Below are 20,823 nucleotides of genomic sequence, written 5' to 3'. Positions count from 1 at the left end.
GGCGAATTGCGTTGAAGAGGTCAAAACCCATCGCGGCAGCCTAGCGCGCATGTCGGATAACCAGCGTGCACTGCACTGGGCCCAGGTGAAGATATACGGCGCGCTGCTCTGCGCCGAGCGCGGCCTTTCACACATCACGCTGGCGCTGGTGTACCTGGATATTGCCAGCAGCCAGGAAACCCGGCTGACGCTTGATACCCGTGCCGAGGAGCTAGCGGCGTTTTTTGCCGACCAATGCCAGCGCTTTTTAGCCTGGGCCGAGCAGGAGGCCGCCCACCGCGAGTGCCGCGATGCGTGGCTCGCCACGCTGACCTTTCCCCACGTGGACTTTCGTCCAGGGCAGCGGGCGTTGGCCGAAGATGTGTTCAAAGCCGCCAGCACCGGACGCTGCCTGCTGGCCCAAGCGCCCACCGGCATTGGCAAAACCCTGGGCACGCTGTTTCCCATGCTCTCAGCGATGCCCCGCCAGCGGCTCGACCGCATCGCTTTTCTCACTATGAAAACCCCTGGCCGCCGCCTCGCGCTGGATGCCTTGGCGAGCCTAGAAGCTCCTGCCCAGCCGCTGAGGGTGCTGGAACTCGTCGCCCGCGATAAAGCCTGTGAATACCCCGGCACCGCCTGCCAAGGCGATGCCTGCCCGTTAGCAAAAGGGTTTTACGACCGCTTGCCTGCCGCCCGCCAAGCGGCGGTGGAAAAAGGCTGGCTAGCGCGCGATGCGCTGCGCGAAGTGGCGCTGGCGCATCAGGTTTGCCCCTACTACTTAGGCCAGGAGCTAGCCCGCTGGGCCGATGTGGTGGTGGGGGATGTGAACCACTGGTTCGATAGCCACGCACTGCTGCACGGGCTTGCTCAAGCCAACGACTGGCGAGTGGGGCTGCTGGTAGATGAGGCGCATAACCTGGTAGACCGTGCTCGTGGCATGTACAGCGCCGCGCTCTCCCAGCAGCGCTTGAGCTTCCTGCGCCGTCACTCCCCGCCCGCCTTAGCCAAGCCGCTGGCCCGCGTAGGCAGGCAGTGGCAGGCGCTCAATAAAGAGGTGGCCGCCCAAGCGGCGGAGCGGCGTTACCACTTGCTAGAAACGCTGCCCACCAAACTGGTGAGCGCACTGCATACCCTGGCCGGGGCGATGACTGATTATCTCGTGGAACATCCCGAAGGGGCGAATCAGGCGCTTCAAGAGCTGCTGTTTGAAACGCTGGCGTTCTGCCGCTTAGCGGAGCAGTTTGACGAGCACTCCCTCTGTGACCTGGAAAGTCAGGGCAAAGGAAGTGCGGTGCTTGGGCTACGCAATGTGGTCCCGGCGGACTTTCTCGCCCCGCGCTTTAAGCGCGCTCACTGCACGGTGCTGTTTTCCGCCACGCTGTCGCCTTTTTACTACTACCGCGACTTACTGGGGTTGCCGGAGCGCAGCGTATGGCGCGAGGTGGAATCTCCCTTCGTGGCGCAACAGCTAGAGGTTCATGTGCGTAGCGATATCTCGACCCGCTACCATCAGCGCACGGCGTCGGTGCCCCCGATTGTAGCGACACTGGCGGCGCACTATCAGCACAAGCCGGGCCACTACTTGGCGTTTTTTAGTAGCTTTGCCTACCTCAAGCAGGTGATGGACGCGTTCGAGCAGGCGCACCCTGAGATTCCGGTGTTTGCGCAAACGCGCAGCATGCAGGAGCCCGAGCGAGAGGCGTTTTTGGCGCGCTTTACTCCCAGCGGTAAAGGCATTGGTTTTGCGGTACTGGGCGGAGCCTTCGCGGAGGGCATTGACCTACCCGGTGAGCGATTGATCGGTGCCTTTGTGGCAACGCTGGGCTTGCCGCCGTTTAACGACTTTAACGAAGCGCTGAAAGCTCGATTGCAGGCGCGCTTTGGCCGGGGAGACGACTACACCTATCGGATTCCTGGGATGATCAAGGTGATACAGGCCGCCGGGCGAGTGATCCGCAGCCCCGACGATGAAGGGGTTGTGGTATTAATGGATGACCGTTTTGCCCATGCCCAGGTGCGCGCACTGCTGCCGCGCTGGTGGCAGTTGGGCTGATCCCATCACTGTAAGGAAACCTATCAACGCTATGGCAGATTTACTTTGGTATCAGTACGTGCTGATTGGGCTTATCTTTGCCTGGAGCGGCTTTGTGCGCACCAGTCTTGGCTTTGGTGGCGCGGTATTGGCGCTGCCGTTTCTCCTGCTCGTCGTCAACGAACCATTGGTGTTCCTGCCGATTATTGCCATTCATCTGCTGATTTTTTCCAGTTGGATTGCCTGGAATGGGCATCGTCAGCTGCAGCAGGCGGGCAGCAGCGCTGCGGTTCAGAGCAACATCGACTGGGGCTATTTAGGCAAAGCGCTCAAGATCATGATCGTGCCCAAGCTGGTGGGGGTGGTTGGGTTGCTCACCCTGCCCGCCAATGTGATGACCAGTATCATCTTCGGTATCGTGATCATCTACGCCATCGGCTATGTGTTGAATAAACCGTTTAGAAGTAACAATAAGTACGTGGATTATGTACTGCTGGGGCTGGGGGGCTACGTTAGCGGCACGTCGCTGATTGGCGCACCGCTGATTGTGTCCGTGTTCGCCACTCACGTCGCGAAAGAGCAGTTACGCGACACCATGTTTGTGCTGTGGTTTATTTTGGTCGTGATCAAAATGGTGTCGTTTGTGATTGCAGGCGTTGACCTACAGCTCATTCATCAACTGTGGCTGCTGCCCTGTGCCTTTATCGGCCACTTGCTTGGTGAAAAAGCCCACCGCTACTTGCTCAATGCCGATACGGGTCTATTTTTCCGCGTGCTGGGGGCGGTGTTGATTTTAGTCAGCGTCGTGGGGCTGATTCATCCACCTGGGTAAGCCAGCCATCGCTAAAGTTTGGCATCTGCCTTCAGGTAGGTTTGACCAAGCAGAGCCAGTATCAGCGCAAGTAGGCAGCACAGCACCGCCATGGCAACAAACACGCTGCGTAGCGTGTCGAGCCATAGTAACGCCGGGGCGACCACCACCGGAGAGATAAACTGGCCAAAAAAGAAAGTAGACGTAAAACCACCAAACACGCGCCCTCGCACTCGCTGGGGCGTAATGCGCATTAGCCACGCCGTGGTATTAGGCATAAACGCACCTAGCCCAAACCCTGAGACAGCGGCACCGATAATGGCCATCGCGTAGCTATTGGTTAAACCTACGATGAAAAATCCGGTGGCGGCAAGGATAAAGCCAAGTACATAAATGGTCATTACCGAAAGAAAAGGTTTGTAATAGCCATAGCCGAACGCAACGATGCTGGCCGAAAACGCTGCCATGGATAAGGCAATGCCGATGGCGACGCCACTAATGGGGCCTTGTTGAGAGAGCAGAAAAGGTAACTGAGCAGGAAATAGGTAGAACATCATCATGCTAATCATGGCAATGAGATAGGCAAGGGCGGTACGCCCGTAATCTACCTTTACCGGCTCATCACTGGCATGACTACTTTGAGTACTGGCCGACGTCGGCTCTTGCAGGATGGCCCAGGCATAGGGAAGCAGCAATAAACCGGTCATATAGAGTAGAAATGGGCCGCGCCAGCTCCAGTCGGAAAGTATCCCGCCCAGGTTGATAAAAATCACACCCCCGAGCGCCATGCAGCTGCTTTGTAGCCCTAAAAAACGCACACGCTCATTGCCATCAAAATAATCGCCTACCAGCGTGGTGCTAATGCTAAGGATGCCCGCTACGGAAATGCCCATGAGCGCACGGGAGCTCAAGAGCAAATCGACACGGTCGATGAAAAAGCCTGCCACTCCGGCAAAGCCGTAAATAAATAGCATCATCAACAGCAGTTTCTTGCGCCCAAAGCGATCTGCTAAATAGCCCATCAGTGGGCTAAAAAGCGTAATCATGAGAGCAGGAATCGTCAGTACCAGTTGAATCAAGACTTGAGGGTGCTCAGGGAAGTGACGGCTGATACCCGGCAGAGCAGGGGCAATAATGGCACCTGACATCACTGTCATGGTGCTGGCGAGTAAGAGGACCGCTTTGATATGGGCTAAGTGTTTAATGGGTCTGCTTCCAAATGACGAGTATGGAGAAGGAGTTACCTTAGCATGCCGTTAGCAAGCTATCTTTATTTTTTTGTGACAAGCCAAGGAGTCATTAAGCGGCAGGCGGCGATAGGTAGAACGGATGTTCGCGCACACGAAAACGGCCACTTGCTCTAAAAGCTAAGTGGCCGTTTTCATTGAATTCTTGGTCGGAATAGCAGGATTCGAACCTACGACCTCTGCCTCCCGAAGGAGATTTAGGGGGTTGGTTGGGTAATAAGCTATCTCTTTGGATTGCGCGGTTAGTTCATTTATTTCAAAGAGTTACTCCTGTTCTGCCTTGTCATCTTTTTGCTGAGCCATATGGGTAATTTCCAACCTCTGGAACCTATTTGGAACCTAGAAAAAGGTGACCTTAATGGCTAAAACAACCGCTAGCTTGACGACCCGTACATTGGATCGCTTGACCAAAACATTGCCTGATGGCCACGAGGTGTGGGATACCGCTTTAGGTGGTTACCACGTCCGATCAGGTAAGCGTGGCCTTGCCTGTCGACTGTCTTACTACAACACGCTCGGTCAACGTCGTGTGCTGACGCTTGGCCGCTATGGTGAGATTACCGCGGAAGAAGCCCGCCAGCTGGCAAAGGAAGCATTGGCTAACATTGCTCAGGGTAAAGATCCCCGTGCCGTTGCTGAGCAGGCTAAATTCGATCATCAACTCCAAGCACAGCAAACGATTCTTTCTTATCTAGACGGCCCCTACAAAGCTTATCAAAGCCGTAAGAAAGGCGGACAAGCTACGTTGAACCGTCTGCGTAAAGCCTTTGCTGACTGGCTTGATAGGCCTATGGGGAGCATTACACGTGCGGATGTTGAGCGTTGGCAGGCAGCGCAAGAGGCCATGAAGACTTCTAGGCCCAATAGTAAAGCACCTAACAAACCACGTGCCTTCTCTACCATGAAGCGTGACTTTGGAGCGCTACATACCTTGCTAGCTCATGCCGCTGAGCGAAAAGTCATTCCTACCAATCCAATCAAAGGTATTAAGCTGCAGAAGCCAGCTATGACAGAAGAGGAGCTAGCGTCCGTGGGTAATGAGCGGCGCTACCTTGAGCCAGAAGAAGTACAGGCACTTTTCCTAGGGTTGGAGTTGTATCAAGAGGAGAAGCGGAAGCAGCGACGTAACAGTCGAACGCACGGTAAGGCCTTTCTTCCAGACCTAGATCTGCTGGCCTACGTCGATCACGTGAAGCCGTGGATTCTGTTCATGTATTACACAGGCTTTCGTCCAGGAGACATTGCAGGACTCCGCTGGGAGCACGTCAATTTACCCTTCAAAACTGTCCGAAAAACCATCGAAAAGACAGCACACCATCACCCTGAACCACAGACCTTCCCGTTATCGAGCTCAGTTGTTGAGGTGCTGACGACTTGGCACAAGCAGCAAGGAAAGCCTAAAACAGGGCTGGTATTCCCTAACCCCTTAACAGGAAAGCGCTTTGATAGAACAGCGATGCAAAAGCCATGGTCGAAGGTCAGAGCGTTCGCCAAGCTACCTGACGACTTGGTGCTCTATACCCTTCGCCACAATTTTGCATCGCAGCTGGTCATGGCTGGAGCCGACCTGCTAGCGGTCTCTAAGTTGATGGCACACAGTGATATCCAGACGACGATCCAACACTATGCTCACCTCAGGCCCGACCATACCCGCGACATTGTGGAAGCGTTTGCATTGAATGTTGGTGAGCTAACAAGCCAGATCGAGCATCTTATTGATGCGGTAGTTACTGAACCAAAAAAGATAAATATAAATTAGTAGTTAATCGTACCCTCTGGATGCCAGCGCTTTGGTAATATCCCCGTACTGTACTTGCTAGTCTCTACCAAGAAATAAGGGAAAAATCATGTCTACGCTTTACGATCTTCTCGAAAAATATCAGGATCATGCTGTTTCTTCGCGAGAAAAAGGCACCTACTTCGAGAATCTCGTTAAAGCCTATTTTGAGAATGATGATGTCCAATCCCGGTTTTATGACAAAGTTTGGCATTACGCTGACTGGGTAGACGAGCAGGGCGTTGGGTCTACCCGGCAAGACCGAGGTATTGATCTAGTCGCAAGACTGGCAGGCACAGTCGATCAGTTCTGTGCCATTCAATGTAAGTTCTACTCAAAAAATCACCGCCTGCAGCGTATCGACATAGACTCATTTTTTGCCGATTCAAACCGAAAGCCTTTTGTCCGCCGTATTCTCATCGACACAACAGAGGTACCGCTAGGTAAAAACGCTCAGGCGCTGTTTGAGGATTCAGACCAATATCTCGAAAGCTTACGTATTGATTTGAACGCGCTAGCGAATAGCCGGATTGATTGGGATCTTTTTGTCTGTAAAGGCGAAGTCGTTCTGCAGAATAAAAAGACACTACGTCCACATCAGCGCGAAGCTTTAGAAGCTGTGCAGTCTGGATTGAAAAATGCTGATCGTGGCAAGCTCATTATGGCGTGCGGTACTGGTAAAACCTTTACCGCCTTGAAAATTGCCGAGGCAATGGCCGGTGCAGGTAAGCGTGTACTCTTCATGGTGCCTTCACTTGCCTTGATGCAACAAACGGTTACTGAATGGAGTAACGACACTACTACGCCTATTCGTGCTTTTGCGGCTTGCTCCGATGCTCAAGTGGGTAAGCGCAAAATTGCCGAAGACGTTGCAGAACTTCAGCAACACGACCTCGCTTTCCCAGCAACAACAGACTCCTCACGTCTAGCTAAAGTTGCTACACCAGAAGACCATGACGCTATGACAGTGGTCTTTTCTACTTATCAATCCATCCAGGTAATTTCAGACGCTCAAAAGCAGCACGGTCTACCCGAGTTTGATCTGATCATTTGTGATGAAGCACACCGTACCACGGGCGTTACCTTAGCGGGTAAAGACGAATCAAATTTTGTACGTATCCACGATAATCATCATGTAGAAAGTAAGAAGCGTCTCTACATGACGGCTACACCCCGTATCTACGGCGAGAAGGCGCAGACTAAAGCAGGTGAAGCGGGAGCCGAACTCTGCTCAATGGATGATACCTCCAAATTTGGTCAGATACTTTTCCATCGTGGGTTTTCCTGGGCGGTCGAGAATGATCTTCTGACTGATTACAAGGTAATCGTGCTGGCAATGGATGAAGGTTTGGTCAGTCGAGGGGTCCAGAAAGCCCTATCTGCTGGTGATAATGAGCTTCAACTTGATGATGCCAGCCGAATCGTTGGCTGTTATAAGGCTCTCACCAAAGCCAGCCTACAGAATGACCTCAGTTTTGACGCACAGCCTATGCGGCGAGCGCTTGCCTTCTGTCGTGATATTCAAAGTTCTAAGCTTATTGAAAACCAGTTCTCTGAAGTGGTAGGTGAGTATCTTGATACGGTCGATGAAGACGACGAAAGCCCGCGGTTGAACTGTCAAATTCGCCATGTTGATGGAACCTATAATGCTAAGTCACGCAGTCAGCTCTTGGAATGGATCAAAGCAGAAACTGATCAGGACGAGTGCCGCATCCTGACCAATGCTCGCTGCTTGTCTGAAGGTGTCGATGTTCCTGCGCTTGATGCCATTATGTTCCTGCATCCGCGTAAGAGTCAGATAGATGTTGTCCAGTCTGTAGGGCGAGTTATGCGGCGAGCCGAAGGAAAGAACCTAGGGTATGTCATCTTACCAATTGGGGTTCCGTCAGGTACTACTCCCGAACAAGCCCTTAACGACAACGAAAAATACAAAGTCGTCTGGCAAATTCTTAATGCTTTGCGTGCCCATGATGAACGCTTTGATGCCACCATCAATAAAGCGGATCTAGGTGAAGACATCAGCAAGACCATCGAGATTATTGGTGTACATAGCGAGGAGTTAAACGCACTCACTGCTGAAGTGAACGACTTGCCTAGCCGTGATGGAAAAAACAATACCAATAGCAATATTGGGGGGCACGGAAATGGTGATAACAGTGACCAGGATGATCAGAGTGATCCAACTCTTGGGGCGGGTGTGCAGCAAGGTTTCAGCTTTAACGAAGAAATCAGTGCGGCTATCCTCGCTAAAATCGTTAAGAAGTGTGGTACCCGTGACTACTGGGAAGACTGGGCCAAAGACATTGCCAAGATTGCTACTAGGCATATCGAACGTATCAAAGCGACGCTTGACACTCAGCTGCGCGTGCGAGCAACGTTTGATTCTTTCCTAAAAGAACTACGTGATGATCTCAATGACAGCATCAGTGAAGATGATGCTATTGAGATGCTGGCTCAACACCTCATCACACGGCCAGTGTTTGAAGCTCTCTTTGAAGGCAACAAATTTACACAACAGAACCCCGTGTCTTGTGCCATCCAGAAAGTACTAGATGCCTTAGATGAGCACAACATCGAAAAAGAATCTCAGTCACTTGAAAAGTTTTACGATAGCGTGAAACGGCGTGCTGCGGGTATTGAGACAGCTCATGGCAAACAACAGCTAGTCGTGCAACTTTATGATAAGTTTTTCAAAAGCGCGTTCCCTCGTATACAGAAAAGTTTAGGTATCGTCTATACACCAGTCGAGGTGGTGGACTTCATCATTCATTCGGTTAATGACGTTCTTCAGGATCAGTTTGGCCAGACGTTAGGTAGTAAAGGCGTTCACATTATTGACCCCTTTACGGGGACAGGAACGTTTATTACCCGATTGTTGCAGTCAGGGCTAATCAAACCAGAAGAGCTAGCCTACAAGTATCAGAATGAAATTCATGCCAATGAAATTGTCTTGCTTGCCTATTACATAGCAGCTATTAACATCGAAGCTGTCTACCATGATATGAGCGGGGCTGAGTACACACCTTTTGAAGGTATTTGCTTAACTGATACTTTCCAGATGTATGAAAAAGATGATTTGGTTTCAGGTTTGTTGGCAGATAACTCAGGTCGTCGAACTCGGCAAAAAGAGCTCGATATCCGTGTCATCATGGGCAACCCGCCATATTCTTCAGGACAAAAAAATGAGCATGATAATGCCAAGAATGTGAAGTACCCTCATTTAGACAACCGCATTAGGCATACTTATGCAGAGTACTCACAAGCTGGTCTATACCAAAATCTTTACGATAGCTATATCCGGGCTTTTCGTTGGGCAAGTGATAGGTTAGGTGATGCAGGTGTAATGGCCTTTGTGTCAGGCAGTGCTTGGATAGAGCGTTCATTTGCTGATGGGATGCGTAAGTGCTTGGCAGACGAGTTTAGTAGCCTCTATGTATTCCATTTGCGTGGTGATGTCCGTAAAAATATGCTTTCTGGTGGTGTTTCTGGCGAAGGGCAAAACATCTTCGGTGCTGGAAGCATGACGGGGATTTCTGTTGCTGTATTAGTTAAGAATACTCATGCTCAAGAAACTGGCCAAATATATTTTTATGATATTGGAAAAGACCTTACCACTGCTCAGAAACTAAAAAGAATTCATAGCTTACGATCAGTTGCGGGAATAACTGCTGAAGATGGGTGGGAAGAAATTGTCCCTGACGAGAACAATGACTGGATTGATCAAGTTGAAGGAAGCTATGACCAATACTTCCTTATGGGGGACAAGAAGTCGAATGAGCCCACAATTTTCGCAAACTACTCTCTTGGCGTAGTCACAAACCGTGATGCATGGTGTATTCAATCGAGCCAAGAAAAGCTGCAAGCTAATATTACCCAGCTTATTTTTAACTATAACAATGAATTAAGTCGTAAAGTGCAAGAGGGCTATTCTGGGCCTGTTGAGTCTTACGTAAATAGTGAGCCAAGTAGATTTAGTTGGACCCGTTCACTGAAATTAGATTTTTCTCGGGATAAAACTCTCAACTACAACGACGGAGAAGTGGTTCCTCTTTGCTATCGGCCTTATACGATGCAGTGGCAGTATTTTGGTCGACGCCTGAATGAAATGGTCTACCAAATGCCTCGTATTTTCCCAAATGCCGAAGCATATAACCTTGTTATTCAGGTTTCGGGAGTTGGGGCTCGTGCTGGTTTCTCTGCGTTGATGACCGACAGAATGCCGAGCCTCGATACGATCGAAAAAGGCCAATGCTTCCCGCTTTACCTTTACGAGAAGCCAGAAGACCAAGACCTATTTGCAGCTGCAGGCGGCAATAGTACTTGCCCGCACCGCCGTGATGCAATCACCGATGAAGGACTGGTTTACTTTCAAGCAGCGTACCCAGTTGAAACCATCTCTAAAGAAGACCTTTTCTATTATGTCTACGGTCTGCTGCATTCATCGGATTACCGTGAGCGTTTTCATCACAATCTAGCCAAGCAGATGCCCCGCATTCCTGCTGTGAAGCAAGCCGATGACTTCTGGGCTTTTGTAGAAGCTGGCCGAAAACTGGGTGAGCTGCACGTCAATTTTGAAGAAGTCGAGCCTTACCCTGTAGTACTCAATCTACCCAAAGGCTACACCTATGATGACCTGACACCAGAGCACTTCCGAGTCGAAAAGAAGTGGAAATTTGGTGGTACGACTAAGGACAAAGACAAGTCGACAGTGAAGTACAACCAATACATTACGATGACCGGCATACCACTGGAAGCTTATGAATATGTGGTCAACGGCAAGCCAGCACTAGAGTGGGTAATGGAGCGTCAGGTAGTTAAGACGGACAAGAAAAGCGGCATCGTCAATGATGCCAACGACTATGCGATCGAAACCATGAATGATCCGGCCTATCCACTCAAACTATTTCAGAGGGTGGTCACCGTCAGTCTGGAAACCATGAGGATCGTACGGGGGTTACCAACCTTAGACATCGATTGATGTCGGTAGCTATAGCATCAAGGTACGATAGTGTCATTTGACAACGGTACGGGATTTACGCCTGTGACTTCGATTGTGTCCAGAGCTACGAGGTAACGACATGGATAGTTGGCATAGCCTAGCCATGAAGTATGGCGATAATAAAATGTTTAAGCTTATGTTTGAGTGTTTTCAAATGACTAGCTTGGCGGAGCACACGTATTTTTTGATGGGGCTTCATGGGGTCAAAGGCAGCGCTAATGGTATGTCCATGGCGCTGTTACTGAAGATTGCGCGTGAGCGTAACTCAGATGATGTCTTTATAGAGTGGGCCAATGAGTTCACGCCGTATAAGTATTCATCCAAAAAGAATCGTTTTGTAAATAAAAATGGCGGTAGCTGGCAGTTAAATGATGCTTTCAATAATCCTCATCTGTGCAACACGGAATTCTTGCTGGCTGAGGTGGAGAAGTTTTCAAAACAGGAGCGTTTAAGCGAGCCTTTGGATCTGGGTCAATTTTTTGATCATGTACTGGCAGAAATTCAACGCCTAGATCAAACCATTGATGAAAGGCTAAAAGCTAACTGCGCTAGAAAGGGTAAGAAATTCCCAGTTGAGTTTGCCACCCAAGCCGTCGAGTCAGCTCAGGATAGTGATCAGTCATTAGATAAGCATGCCTCTTTCGCTGAGCAACAACGCTTGATTAAGCAGTACCTCTCTCGTAACCCATTGCCTGATAGTGTTGGGCCTATGGGACTTCCTCAAAGCAAATATCGTTATGGAACTTATGGGCTTGGCTCCATGGAGTATGATGCATGGAGCCGTTCATAGCTAATTTTTGAATTGTCATTTTAAACAGACACACAGAATGGTTGATTTCTATGTCCCAAGGATGGATGGTCAGGGCTGGTGAAGGTGGTCGGCTGTTTGATTTATTTGAGTCACGCAGCTGTGTAGCCGTTGGATGGAACGCTCTTGGTGATCTCCAAAGATATGGTTCTATTGCCAAATTGAGGCAGGCATACATCGAGCATCACGGAAATGCCAAGCCAGGTAGAACAGGCAATGCAGTGGCTATGATCCATAAGTTTTGTGATGTCATTCAACAAGGCGACACCATCATCACCTACAGTCCAGAGCTGAGAGAGTATTTAGTAGGTACAGACCAAGGACAATACGAGTTTTTGTCTACCGATAACCAGGTGGAGGACTATGCGCAAATCCGACGGGTGAAGTGGGAGGGCAAAGTGTCGCGTGATGTCTTAACTCAATCCACACGTAATTCGCTTGGTTCCACCCTCGCTCTCTTCAGTTTATCGGATCCGATCATCAATGAGATGCGAGCAGCTCTAGAGGGTAAGCAGCCTGTGCTTGCTCAAGAGCCAGAAGAGGTAGAGGCAGACCTGGTTCAGCTGAGTGAACATATCCGTGCCCAAAGCCATGAGCTGATCAAAGACCGGATCTTGCAGCTCACACCTGAGGATATGGAGCATTTTTTTGCTGCCATCCTGCGAGCCATGGGATACCGCACTAAAGTGTCACCGCGTGGCCCTGATAGGGGGGTGGACGTGGAAGCCTCTCCTGATGGCTTAGGCCTCACAAAGCCGCATATTAAAGTAGAAATTAAGCACCGGAATGGCAGCATAGGCTCTACAGTGCTTCGTAGTTTCATCACCGTGGTCAGAAGTGGTCAGAACGGAATCTTCGTTAGCACGGGTGGTTTTACCCGTGAAGCCAGGTATGAAGCAGACAGGGCACCTAACCCGATTACTTTGGTAGACCTTGATGACTTGGCCAACCTGGCTGTTGAGAATTATCCAAGTTTCGATACCGAGGGACGAGCCTTGCTTCCGCTGATGCAGATGTATTGGCCGGCGGACTAGCTTCGTTGTTAGTGCTTACCTATGGAGATGTCCCATGAAATTCTGGGTTGGTGTCACCGATAACCGATGGTTTGCCAACCTACAGCATGGTGGGTTGGACGAAGTTAATTTTTGGCAGCCAAGTGCAACGCCATTATTTAAGCGGCCCCCAGTGGGGATGCCGTTTCTGTTTAAATTGAAGCGGCCCTATAACCATATCGCGGGTGGAGGCTTTTATGTCACAACATCAGTCCTTCCCCTGCACCTAGCGTGGGAGGTGTTTGGTGAGAAGAACGGAGCCAGTTCACTAGCTGAGTTCAGCAAGATGGTTGGGGCGTTAAGAGGGCATGACCTGTCTAGGGATGTTGGATGTACCGTGCTCGCCAATCCCTTTTTCTTTCCTCAAAATCAATGGCTGGAGAAGCCTCCAGAGTGGTCACCTAATATCGTGCGTGGTAAGCACTACGATACAGGTGAATTTAGCGGCGCTTTCATTTGGCGACACTTTCGTGAAGTTATGGAGGCCCAGGCCAAAGAGGATAGCCTTCAGGGGGATGCTGAAATTCTTGGTGGCTATGGAGAAGAAAGTACATATCAGCCACGCATCGGCCAGTCTTCTTTTCGTGTAATGGTCACCGATGCTTACCGACGACGTTGTGCGATGACGGGTGAAAATACCTTAGTGACACTAGAGGCAGCGCACATTAAGCCATTTGCCCAAGAAAAAAAGCACGACGTGCGGAATGGGCTACTACTCCGAGCCGATTTTCATCGCCTCTTTGATACGGGGTTAGTAGGCATAGATCCTGACTACAAAATTCGCATCAGCCCTAAAATCCACGAGCTGTATTTTAACGGCAAAGCCTACTATCGACTGGATGGTAAAGAGCTGACCGTACTTCCACATGAGGCTGAACTGAAGCCAGATCGTGAAAAGCTGGATTGGCATATGCAGCACTGCTTCCAGGCTTCATAGCTCTACTGTTCATCAAGCCAAGTGATGAACCAAGCATTTATAAATTTAGGGATAGCTTGTGAGATTTTTATTCTGTGCCCTCGCCGTAGCCCTGATGCTTCCTTCAGCAGCATTCGCAAACATAATTATTGGTAGTTGGAATATCCAGAACCTTGGCTGGGACAACAACAAACGCTATGACAAGGTCGCTCATATAGCCAATCACTTTGACGTACTAGCGATCCAGGAATTAATGAACGAGGAAGCTTTGGAGCGTCTTGAGGCTGAATTAGAAGCTGCTAGTGATGAAAGCTGGTCGAGCATGGCCAGCCACGCGCTTGGTCGCTCCACTTATAGAGAACACTATGGGTTTGTGTGGCGTGACTCTGCCGTATCCTATGACTCCGGTGCAGTAGTGTATATCGACACTCGAGATGTGTTTGCTCGGGAGCCGTTTTCTGCCCAATTCCGCAGTGATAGAACAGGCCAGCAGTTTGCCCTTGCTAACGTACATATTACCTACGGTCGAAGCATTGGTGACCGTTTACCGGAAATTGAAGCACTTGCAAGCTATTGGCAGTGGTTGGAAGAGGTATACCCAGATACGCCGCGCTTACTTGTTGGTGATTTCAATCTCAGGCCTTCCCACAATGGCTGGGAGCCGCTGAAGACACTTGGTGCTATACCTGCGATTACTGCCGGAGCCACAACACTGGGTACATCCGAAGGTGTGTGGAGTAACCTCTATGACAACTTTTGGAAATCCCCAGGACAGTTAAATATTACGAGTCGTGGAATTGTTCAGTTTCCTGAGTTGCTAGAAGCAGATCATGTGACGGCCCGAAGCATTGTGTCGGATCACGCTCCTGTCTGGTTGGCATTGGGCACAGCTGAATTACAGCTGTCCTCTTTTCTGGGAGCTGCTTATGAAGCAGCTAATGACCCGACCTATTGCATTGACCTTAATGAAGCCACTGCTGAACAACTAGCCGAGTTGCCAAATGTTGGTTCAGTAAGAGCCGAACACATTATTGAGATGCGGCCTTGGACAAATGCAGATGAGCTTTCGCAGGTAAGTGGGCTAGGTGTGGCTAGCGTAGAAACTATTAAAAACAGCGGGCTGGTTTGCCCCTAAAAGAAAGGAGCAAGGGAATGAAGTACTGGATCACCACTGCAGCGTTAGCAAGTGCTTCGCTTATTGCCGTGCCGATAGCGGTGGCCAATGATGATACTCGTCTATTCCAGGACTGGCATTACGGCCAGCATATCGATGAGTTTCCTCGGAGCCAGGGGTACTACGACTGTACGTCTGATCTAGGGGAGTATGCGTTATGCCACGATGACATTACCTTTCTGCAGCGCTCCTTTCAGGGGCAGCTCATGTTTAATGACGACGACACGCTGATGTACACCAGCGTTGTGGCAGATTATAGCGATGACTTGTATGCCACACTTATAGGTGCGCTTGTACGTAGTTTTGGGTTGGTATTCGCTGAGGGAAGTACTGGAACGTTTGATCTTGTGGCACATGCTCGGAATGGCACTTATCACGATGAAGCCAGCTTATTATCAGATATTGCGGCTTTCGAAAGGGAGCAGCTGAGGTCGGGATACTTTGGTGCGTCATTAGTCGAGCAAGAATATCTTGATAGTATGCGGGACTACTCTAATGCCGAAGAGTTTTTAGTAGGCATGCCATCAGATGCACGTGCAGTTGATGTATATGTGTACGAGGATGAGTATTGGGGGCCTACTCTGTCAGCCTCTTTTTTCCTTCCAGGTCAGCATCTTAATCGGCTTAAAGATAAAGCAGGCCAAGCGCCGATAGAAGACTTCTAACGACAAGCCTTGCACATTTGGCTCTCTATAAAGATACTGTTTTTCTATACAGTAATTATGGAGGGCCATACTCATGTCACTTACTGCCTCATTTGTCGGAAAAGCCGATCCTCTGGCTGGTTTCCAGCCACTTCCTATGTTCACGAGCGCTGTTAGGGCTGGCTTTCCTTCGCCTGCTGATGATCACCTCGATACAGAGCTAGACCTGCACAGCTATGTAGTGAAGCGCCCAGCAGCTACTTACTTCGTGCGTGCCGAGGGCGACTCTATGATTGGTGACGGTATTCATCATGGTGATTTGCTTGTCGTGGATAGAAGTCTGGAAGCCCTGCCAGGTCGTATTATCGTCATCGCTGTAGATGGTGAACTCACCGTCAAAAAGCTAGATCGAATTGGCCAACGCACCTACCTCAAAGCCAGTAATCCTGCCTACAAGCCTATTCCCTTGGATGGTCGTGAATCTCATGTATGGGGCGTCGTTACAGATGTAATTCATAACGTGTTGAGGTCATTACCGTGATAGCGCTGGTGGACTGCAATAACTTCTATGTTAGCTGTGAAAGGGCTTTCAATCCTCGATTAGAAGGCCAGCCAGTCGGTGTGCTATCGAACAATGATGGATGTGTTGTCGCTCGCTCTAATGAGCTAAAAGCCCTGGGAGTTAAAATGGGCACGCCTATGCACCTGTTGCCTCCCCAAATACGTCGGCAAACGGTTCTGCTTTCTAGTAACTATGCCCTGTATGGTGATATGTCTAGGCGCATCAATGAGGTCCTTGCGGAGTTCTCTCCCCATGTTGAGGTGTACTCCATTGATGAAAGTTTTGTCGGCTTCCAAGGATTTGAACCAGGAACACTAGAGGAGAGAGGTCAGCTGTTACGCCAAACCGTACGGCAATGGACCGGCATTCCGGTATCTGTTGGATTTGCACCGACCAGGGTGCTTGCCAAAGTAGCGAACCATGCTGCGAAGAAGAACGATGCTTTTCGGGGTGTCTGTCTGCTAGAGGCTGACAGCCCAGTTACCATTGCCTTACTCAAGCAGCTGCCCGTGACAGAGCTTTGGGGGATTGCCCGCCGAACAGGCGAAAGGTTACAGGTCATGGGGATAGAAACTGCTTGGCAGTTACGAGAGGCAGACCCTAAACACATCCGTCGACGCTTCTCTGTGGTTCAAGAGCGTATTGTATGGGAGCTACGTGGTCAGCCAGCTATTCACTTGGACGATATGAGTGAGCCCAAACAACAAATCATGGTATCTCGTTCATTTGGCCGGTTGACCAGTAGCCCTCACGATCTGCGTGAAGCGTTAAGGCAGCATGCCTGCCGAGCAGGAGAAAAGCTTCGCAAGCAAGCCAGTGTCACCAGTGCTGTGATGGTATTTGTTCGCACCAATCCCTTCCGTGAAGACCTTCCCCAATATCGGAACCGTGTAGTTATTACCCTGGATCGACCTACTGATGACAGCCGTGAACTGGTCGCCGCATCCACACAAGGGCTACGCAAACTCTGGCGTAAAGGATATAGCTACCATAAGGCAGGCTTGATGTTGCTGGATTTATCTCCCAAAGCAAACCGACAGCTCTCCCTAGCAGAAACACCTCAGACAGAAGCAGATGCTCAACGTAGTGAACGGCTGATGGCAACGGTAGATAAGCTGAACAGAGAGCTGGGTAGGGGAACGATACAGTTGGGCTTATCTAGGCAAGGTAATGCCTGGACGCTACGCAGTGAAAGAAGAACGCCGCGTTATACCACCCAGTGGAAAGAGCTATTGAGTGTTCGGTGAGGGAGTCGAAAGTGGTTGTGGGCCTATTCAACATAGACCCACAAACCGATGTAGAACTCTCTGGTAAATCCGAGCTCCACAGCGTTATCAAATGCTAACGATTCGTCATGGTGCCAGGGTTAGTCTCTTTGACAAAGTACTCTCCCTCTAGCTCATTCAGCAGAGACAGCGTATTACGTGCCATTACTAGGCCCATCTTAGCATGCTGACGGATGAATACCGTTTCACCTGGTGCAACGTCTACATCAATCGATGCCCAGTTTTCAGCTTTGGAATAAACCGTATGCTGGCCTGGCTCAACAGGGAAATAGATATGCTGGCTACCGCGCGTGTGGCCAACCTCAGACGCATCCTCTTGGTTATTCAGAAACACATTAAAGCGAACCAAGGTGCCTGTTATTTCAGGACGTACCACATACACCATGCCTTCATCAGCAGAGGGTTGCTGCGGCAGTTCAAAGCCCTGCAGTTCTGCCTGCATATTGCTTGAGGAGGGTGCTTTGGCAGCACAGCCGGTGATCAAGGCCATAGCGACTAACGCCAGAACCAGTTTTCCCATTCCCTGCAGTTTCATGTATCCCACCTTTGTCATCCCTTGAGCGAGAGTGATCTCGCTAATTCATTTTGTATTAGCCATAAAAGGCTTCGAGTGCTCAGATACTGGAGCCCTTGGCCCATGATATCGGGCAATGTTATGTTAACTGTATTTAGCCAAATGTCATCCCGAGATTAGGTTTAATTGATATAGGGCAGCAAGCTAAGTAGTGGGGGTTGTTGGAAACCAAGCGCAGGATCAGTAAAGAGAGCCCCTGACCATAATTCTCACGGTGCTTTTGTAGAGATTATTGGCTCATGGTGGTACCTACTTATTTATCTATGCCTCGGTAGTGACAGGGGCTTGAAGTCAAGGAATAAGAATGAAGCCAGGAATCTTACTTGTAGCAGGCGCCATGATGGGGTTGGCAGGTTGCACATCTAACATCCAGCATGGAAGTGGTGATGTGCAATCAACGGTGGCGGGGGAGGCTTATACCCTCAACTTGGAAATGGATCAGCAGATCATTCCCGGAGTTTTACTCAACGACATCAGGTATGACGTATCTCTCTACGTAAATGGTGTTCGTACTGTACGTGGCCCTTTACATAAAGATGGCTCTGGTAGCCTTCAAGGCAGTTATGAGGGACAACCAGTAGAGCTGGATTGCCTCAAACCACATGCCTTCACCAACATTCGGTGCGATGTACATATTTCGGGCAGGAAAGTTGAGACACTGACCTTCAAACCAGGCGCCCGGTGATAAACCGCTGATCTTAGCCAACAACGCCAAAACCACGGGTATGTCATCCATAATCGTGACAAATTGGGTTACCCTAAGTATTCAATTTGTCACCCAAACCAGTGACAACCATGATCTTACTCGTGGTTATTTCCACTGTTCTTAGGTGGGCTCTGCCTGTCCACGACATAAAGCTGGTATCGGCTTTCTGCTCTAGTTCGATACCAGCCAATAGCAGCCCCAGCAGTTATCGGTAAGCGCCACCACCATACTGATTTAGGCTACCTCTATCGAGATCTACCCTGGGATCATGTTCGTCACGTAGCTGGGCTGCTGGATCTACACCATAAAGAATTCTGTCTGTTGGGCTGCTTAGATCGTATTGGTAGCTAGTTCCCGAGCTACTACGATATCCAGGTGATTCATTCTGATAGGCGTCACTGTCGGAATTATCCCCCCATCCGCTATTTTCTTCCTGCCCAAAAGTAACAGTGGGCTCCACTGGTTCCCACGCAGATACATCCAAAGCCAATGAAACTAACAACAACGCTGAAGCTGCAGTCACTTTCTTCACTATTTCAATCCTATGAAACTACACGTTCATGTGTGCTGGCTCATACGTCCCTTGGGTACTAATGGTGTGACGTACTCGTCTGCTTCCTTAGGCATCCAAATGCCTAAGGAAATATAGCGCCGTCCTTGGTGCTTGTATGTAGAGACTTTCTTCTAGGTGCCTGAGTTATTTTTGCAAATAATCCAGCAGCTCTAGCAGCGTCATAGCCTTGATTTGATTGACCGTATCATGTGACTGTAAGACTTCACCCCCCAATTCGGTAATTAGGTACTCAAGCAAATCCTGATGGTACATTTGTTGCTCAAGGCTTCTCCAGCTACCAAACATTTCTGTAGGTATGTGTAATTGGCTACTTTTTGTTTGAGGAATGAATGTAGAGCAGAATATTTCACTAGCGGGATCAAGTCCCTCCTTTGCACAAGTTTTGTGAAAACCCATATTCATGCTTCTGGGGCGATGCAGCAGACGTACGCGCCCCTTCAAGTTCTCCATATTCGCAAAATAGTTGACCGTAGGAATCTCCATTCTTGAACCGAAGTCTGCTGGTATCAATAAAATATCAGGCTCAAAAATTTCCAAGAAAGTACTGCTTTTCCCTGCTAGGGCGTCCTTTGCCGCGCCTGAGTGGATATCAATAATGTGGATCTCATTATCATCGGGCTTATTGTCCAGAAGCTCTTGGAATGTGACTAGGTAGGTATCCAGGCCAATCCGCCTCCGGATTTCTTTGATGTATTGCCCGGATGAATCAGCCTCTGGGATCAAGTGATAGGTCTTCATCTTGAAATCAAGCTGCGCCACGACGGCCAGGTTGAGCGCTACGGTTGAGGTGCCTACTCCCCCTTTGGAACTGGTTACACCAATTACAATTGAGCGCTTCTTTGGCCATTGAATGATAGGGCGAGGGGAGGCCAGTGCTTTGGTTCTTAGGAGTTCTTCCAGCCAGGCCAACACCGAAGGCTCAACGGCATTTGTTCCAGATAACCAGCGGCTGACAGTCTCAGGCGCTGTTACTCGGCCATCATCACGATAGGTAGATATCCGGCGTGCCAGCGCTACACCTGAGAGGTCAAGAGCTTGCATGGCTTTTCGCAGCAGGAGGGAATTGGACATGAATTGATACTCTGTCATTTTTCATTAAATGAGAATTGATGAAAACGCAATTTTAGTCAAGGCTTGCTAAGCCATAACCAGGAATCGCCAAGCTCTCGAGATAAAGCCCTAATAGGCTAAACTTGATATTTTGAGCTGGTGTTTTATTTTTTAAGTTTTTGTTTTTATTGACTATTTAGTAATCATGGCTAGAGAAGGTACACCAGAATTGTCCGCTAGTATTAGCAACAACAGCTGAAATCCCAGACCCATCGAAAATTCTCCTCAGGCATCAGCCAGCTGCTGCTTCAATATCTTCGGATAATGAACATCTAATCTAAGCAAACACATGCCACCACTACGCATGTCCAGGTGCTCATCTCTCAAAACCAATGTACCCGGCTGGAGACTCAACCACATCTGTTATGTAATTAGGGATGAAGTTAATTCACGGTATATCGTGGTATAGGAGATATTTTTCAGGCTTACATGCCGAGCCGACAAAATAGGATCATTTATTCTTTATCTTTTACGTTGCCATCACCCGTAGCCACCTACCGCCTGGCGTCGCGTTCGCTGCGCTCACGCTCCTAGGCTAGGTGGCCCCGGGTATGGCACCGAAATAAAAT

General features: G+C 49.5%; 15 protein-coding genes. 12 read left to right on the top strand and 3 right to left on the bottom strand.

From position 1 onward, the window contains the following. A partial coding sequence (locus BIS10_RS09910; RefSeq protein ID WP_253504856.1) for an ATP-dependent DNA helicase occupies positions 1–2,035 on the top strand: 2,035 nt, incomplete at its 5' end. 31 nt (positions 2,036–2,066) lie between these two features. Continuing rightward, positions 2,067–2,846 (top strand): sulfite exporter TauE/SafE family protein, encoded by a 780-nt coding sequence (locus tag BIS10_RS09905; RefSeq protein ID WP_253504853.1) that lies wholly within the window; start codon positions 2,067–2,069, stop codon positions 2,844–2,846. A gap of 11 nt (positions 2,847–2,857) precedes the next feature. Here BIS10_RS09905 and BIS10_RS09900 read toward each other — a convergent pair whose 3' ends face one another. Next, the gene (locus tag BIS10_RS09900; protein WP_392567166.1) at positions 2,858–4,012 is read right to left on the bottom strand and encodes an MFS transporter; all 1,155 of its coding nucleotides are present in this window, start codon (positions 4,010–4,012) and stop codon (positions 2,858–2,860) included. Between the two features lie 418 nt (positions 4,013–4,430). Here BIS10_RS09900 and BIS10_RS09895 point away from each other — a divergent pair, with 418 nt between their 5' ends. From BIS10_RS09895 to BIS10_RS09855, 9 genes are all read left to right on the top strand, one after another. Further along, positions 4,431–5,831, top strand: a complete 1,401-nt coding sequence (locus BIS10_RS09895) for a site-specific integrase (protein ID WP_253504847.1) — start codon at positions 4,431–4,433, stop codon at positions 5,829–5,831. An 88-nt stretch (positions 5,832–5,919) separates the two neighbouring features. After that, positions 5,920–10,827 (top strand): type ISP restriction/modification enzyme, encoded by a 4,908-nt coding sequence (locus BIS10_RS09890; protein ID WP_253504844.1) that lies wholly within the window; start codon positions 5,920–5,922, stop codon positions 10,825–10,827. A gap of 100 nt (positions 10,828–10,927) precedes the next feature. Next, positions 10,928–11,638, top strand: coding sequence for a hypothetical protein (locus BIS10_RS09885; RefSeq protein WP_253504841.1), 711 nt, complete (start codon positions 10,928–10,930; stop codon positions 11,636–11,638). 50 nt (positions 11,639–11,688) lie between these two features. Further along, positions 11,689–12,690: a restriction endonuclease gene (locus BIS10_RS09880; RefSeq protein ID WP_253504838.1), complete on the top strand. Its 1,002-nt coding sequence runs from the start codon at positions 11,689–11,691 to the stop codon at positions 12,688–12,690. A 34-nt stretch (positions 12,691–12,724) separates the two neighbouring features. Then, positions 12,725–13,645 carry an HNH endonuclease gene (locus BIS10_RS09875; RefSeq protein ID WP_253504836.1) on the top strand — a complete coding sequence of 307 codons (921 nt, stop codon included), beginning with the start codon at positions 12,725–12,727 and terminating at the stop codon, positions 13,643–13,645. Positions 13,646–13,703: 58 nt separating this feature from the next. Then, positions 13,704–14,759, top strand: a complete 1,056-nt coding sequence (locus tag BIS10_RS09870) for a helix-hairpin-helix domain-containing protein (protein ID WP_253504833.1) — start codon at positions 13,704–13,706, stop codon at positions 14,757–14,759. Positions 14,760–14,776: 17 nt separating this feature from the next. Further along, a complete protein-coding gene (locus BIS10_RS09865; RefSeq protein WP_253504830.1) occupies positions 14,777–15,463 on the top strand; it encodes a hypothetical protein in 687 nt (228 codons plus the stop codon). 73 nt (positions 15,464–15,536) lie between these two features. Further along, on the top strand, positions 15,537–15,983 hold the full coding sequence (locus tag BIS10_RS09860; protein WP_009723805.1) for a LexA family transcriptional regulator: 447 nt from the start codon (positions 15,537–15,539) through the stop codon (positions 15,981–15,983). Continuing rightward, a complete protein-coding gene (locus tag BIS10_RS09855) occupies positions 15,980–17,251 on the top strand; it encodes a Y-family DNA polymerase (protein WP_253504827.1) in 1,272 nt (423 codons plus the stop codon). The genes BIS10_RS09860 and BIS10_RS09855 overlap by 4 nt, the downstream gene beginning before the upstream one ends. Before the next feature lie 94 nt (positions 17,252–17,345). On the opposite strand, the gene BIS10_RS09850 is transcribed toward BIS10_RS09855, so the two are convergent. Then, positions 17,346–17,825, bottom strand: a complete 480-nt coding sequence (locus BIS10_RS09850; protein ID WP_253504824.1) for a DUF2846 domain-containing protein — start codon at positions 17,823–17,825, stop codon at positions 17,346–17,348. Between the two features lie 343 nt (positions 17,826–18,168). Between BIS10_RS09850 and BIS10_RS09845 the strand changes: the two genes are divergently transcribed. Next, positions 18,169–18,549, top strand: a complete 381-nt coding sequence (locus BIS10_RS09845; RefSeq protein ID WP_253504821.1) for a hypothetical protein — start codon at positions 18,169–18,171, stop codon at positions 18,547–18,549. A 718-nt stretch (positions 18,550–19,267) separates the two neighbouring features. On the opposite strand, the gene BIS10_RS09840 is transcribed toward BIS10_RS09845, so the two are convergent. After that, complete coding sequence (locus BIS10_RS09840) at positions 19,268–20,215, bottom strand: hypothetical protein (protein ID WP_253504817.1); 948 nt, start codon at positions 20,213–20,215, stop codon at positions 19,268–19,270. Positions 20,216–20,823 lie beyond the last annotated feature (608 nt).

It is taken from the genome of Halomonas sp. 707B3 (genome assembly GCF_024158645.1).
GTDB classification, from domain to species: Bacteria; Pseudomonadota; Gammaproteobacteria; order Pseudomonadales; family Halomonadaceae; genus Vreelandella; species Vreelandella lionensis.
Note: the sequence above shows the minus strand (reverse complement) of the source record. Positions and strands in the feature narration are given on the sequence as shown.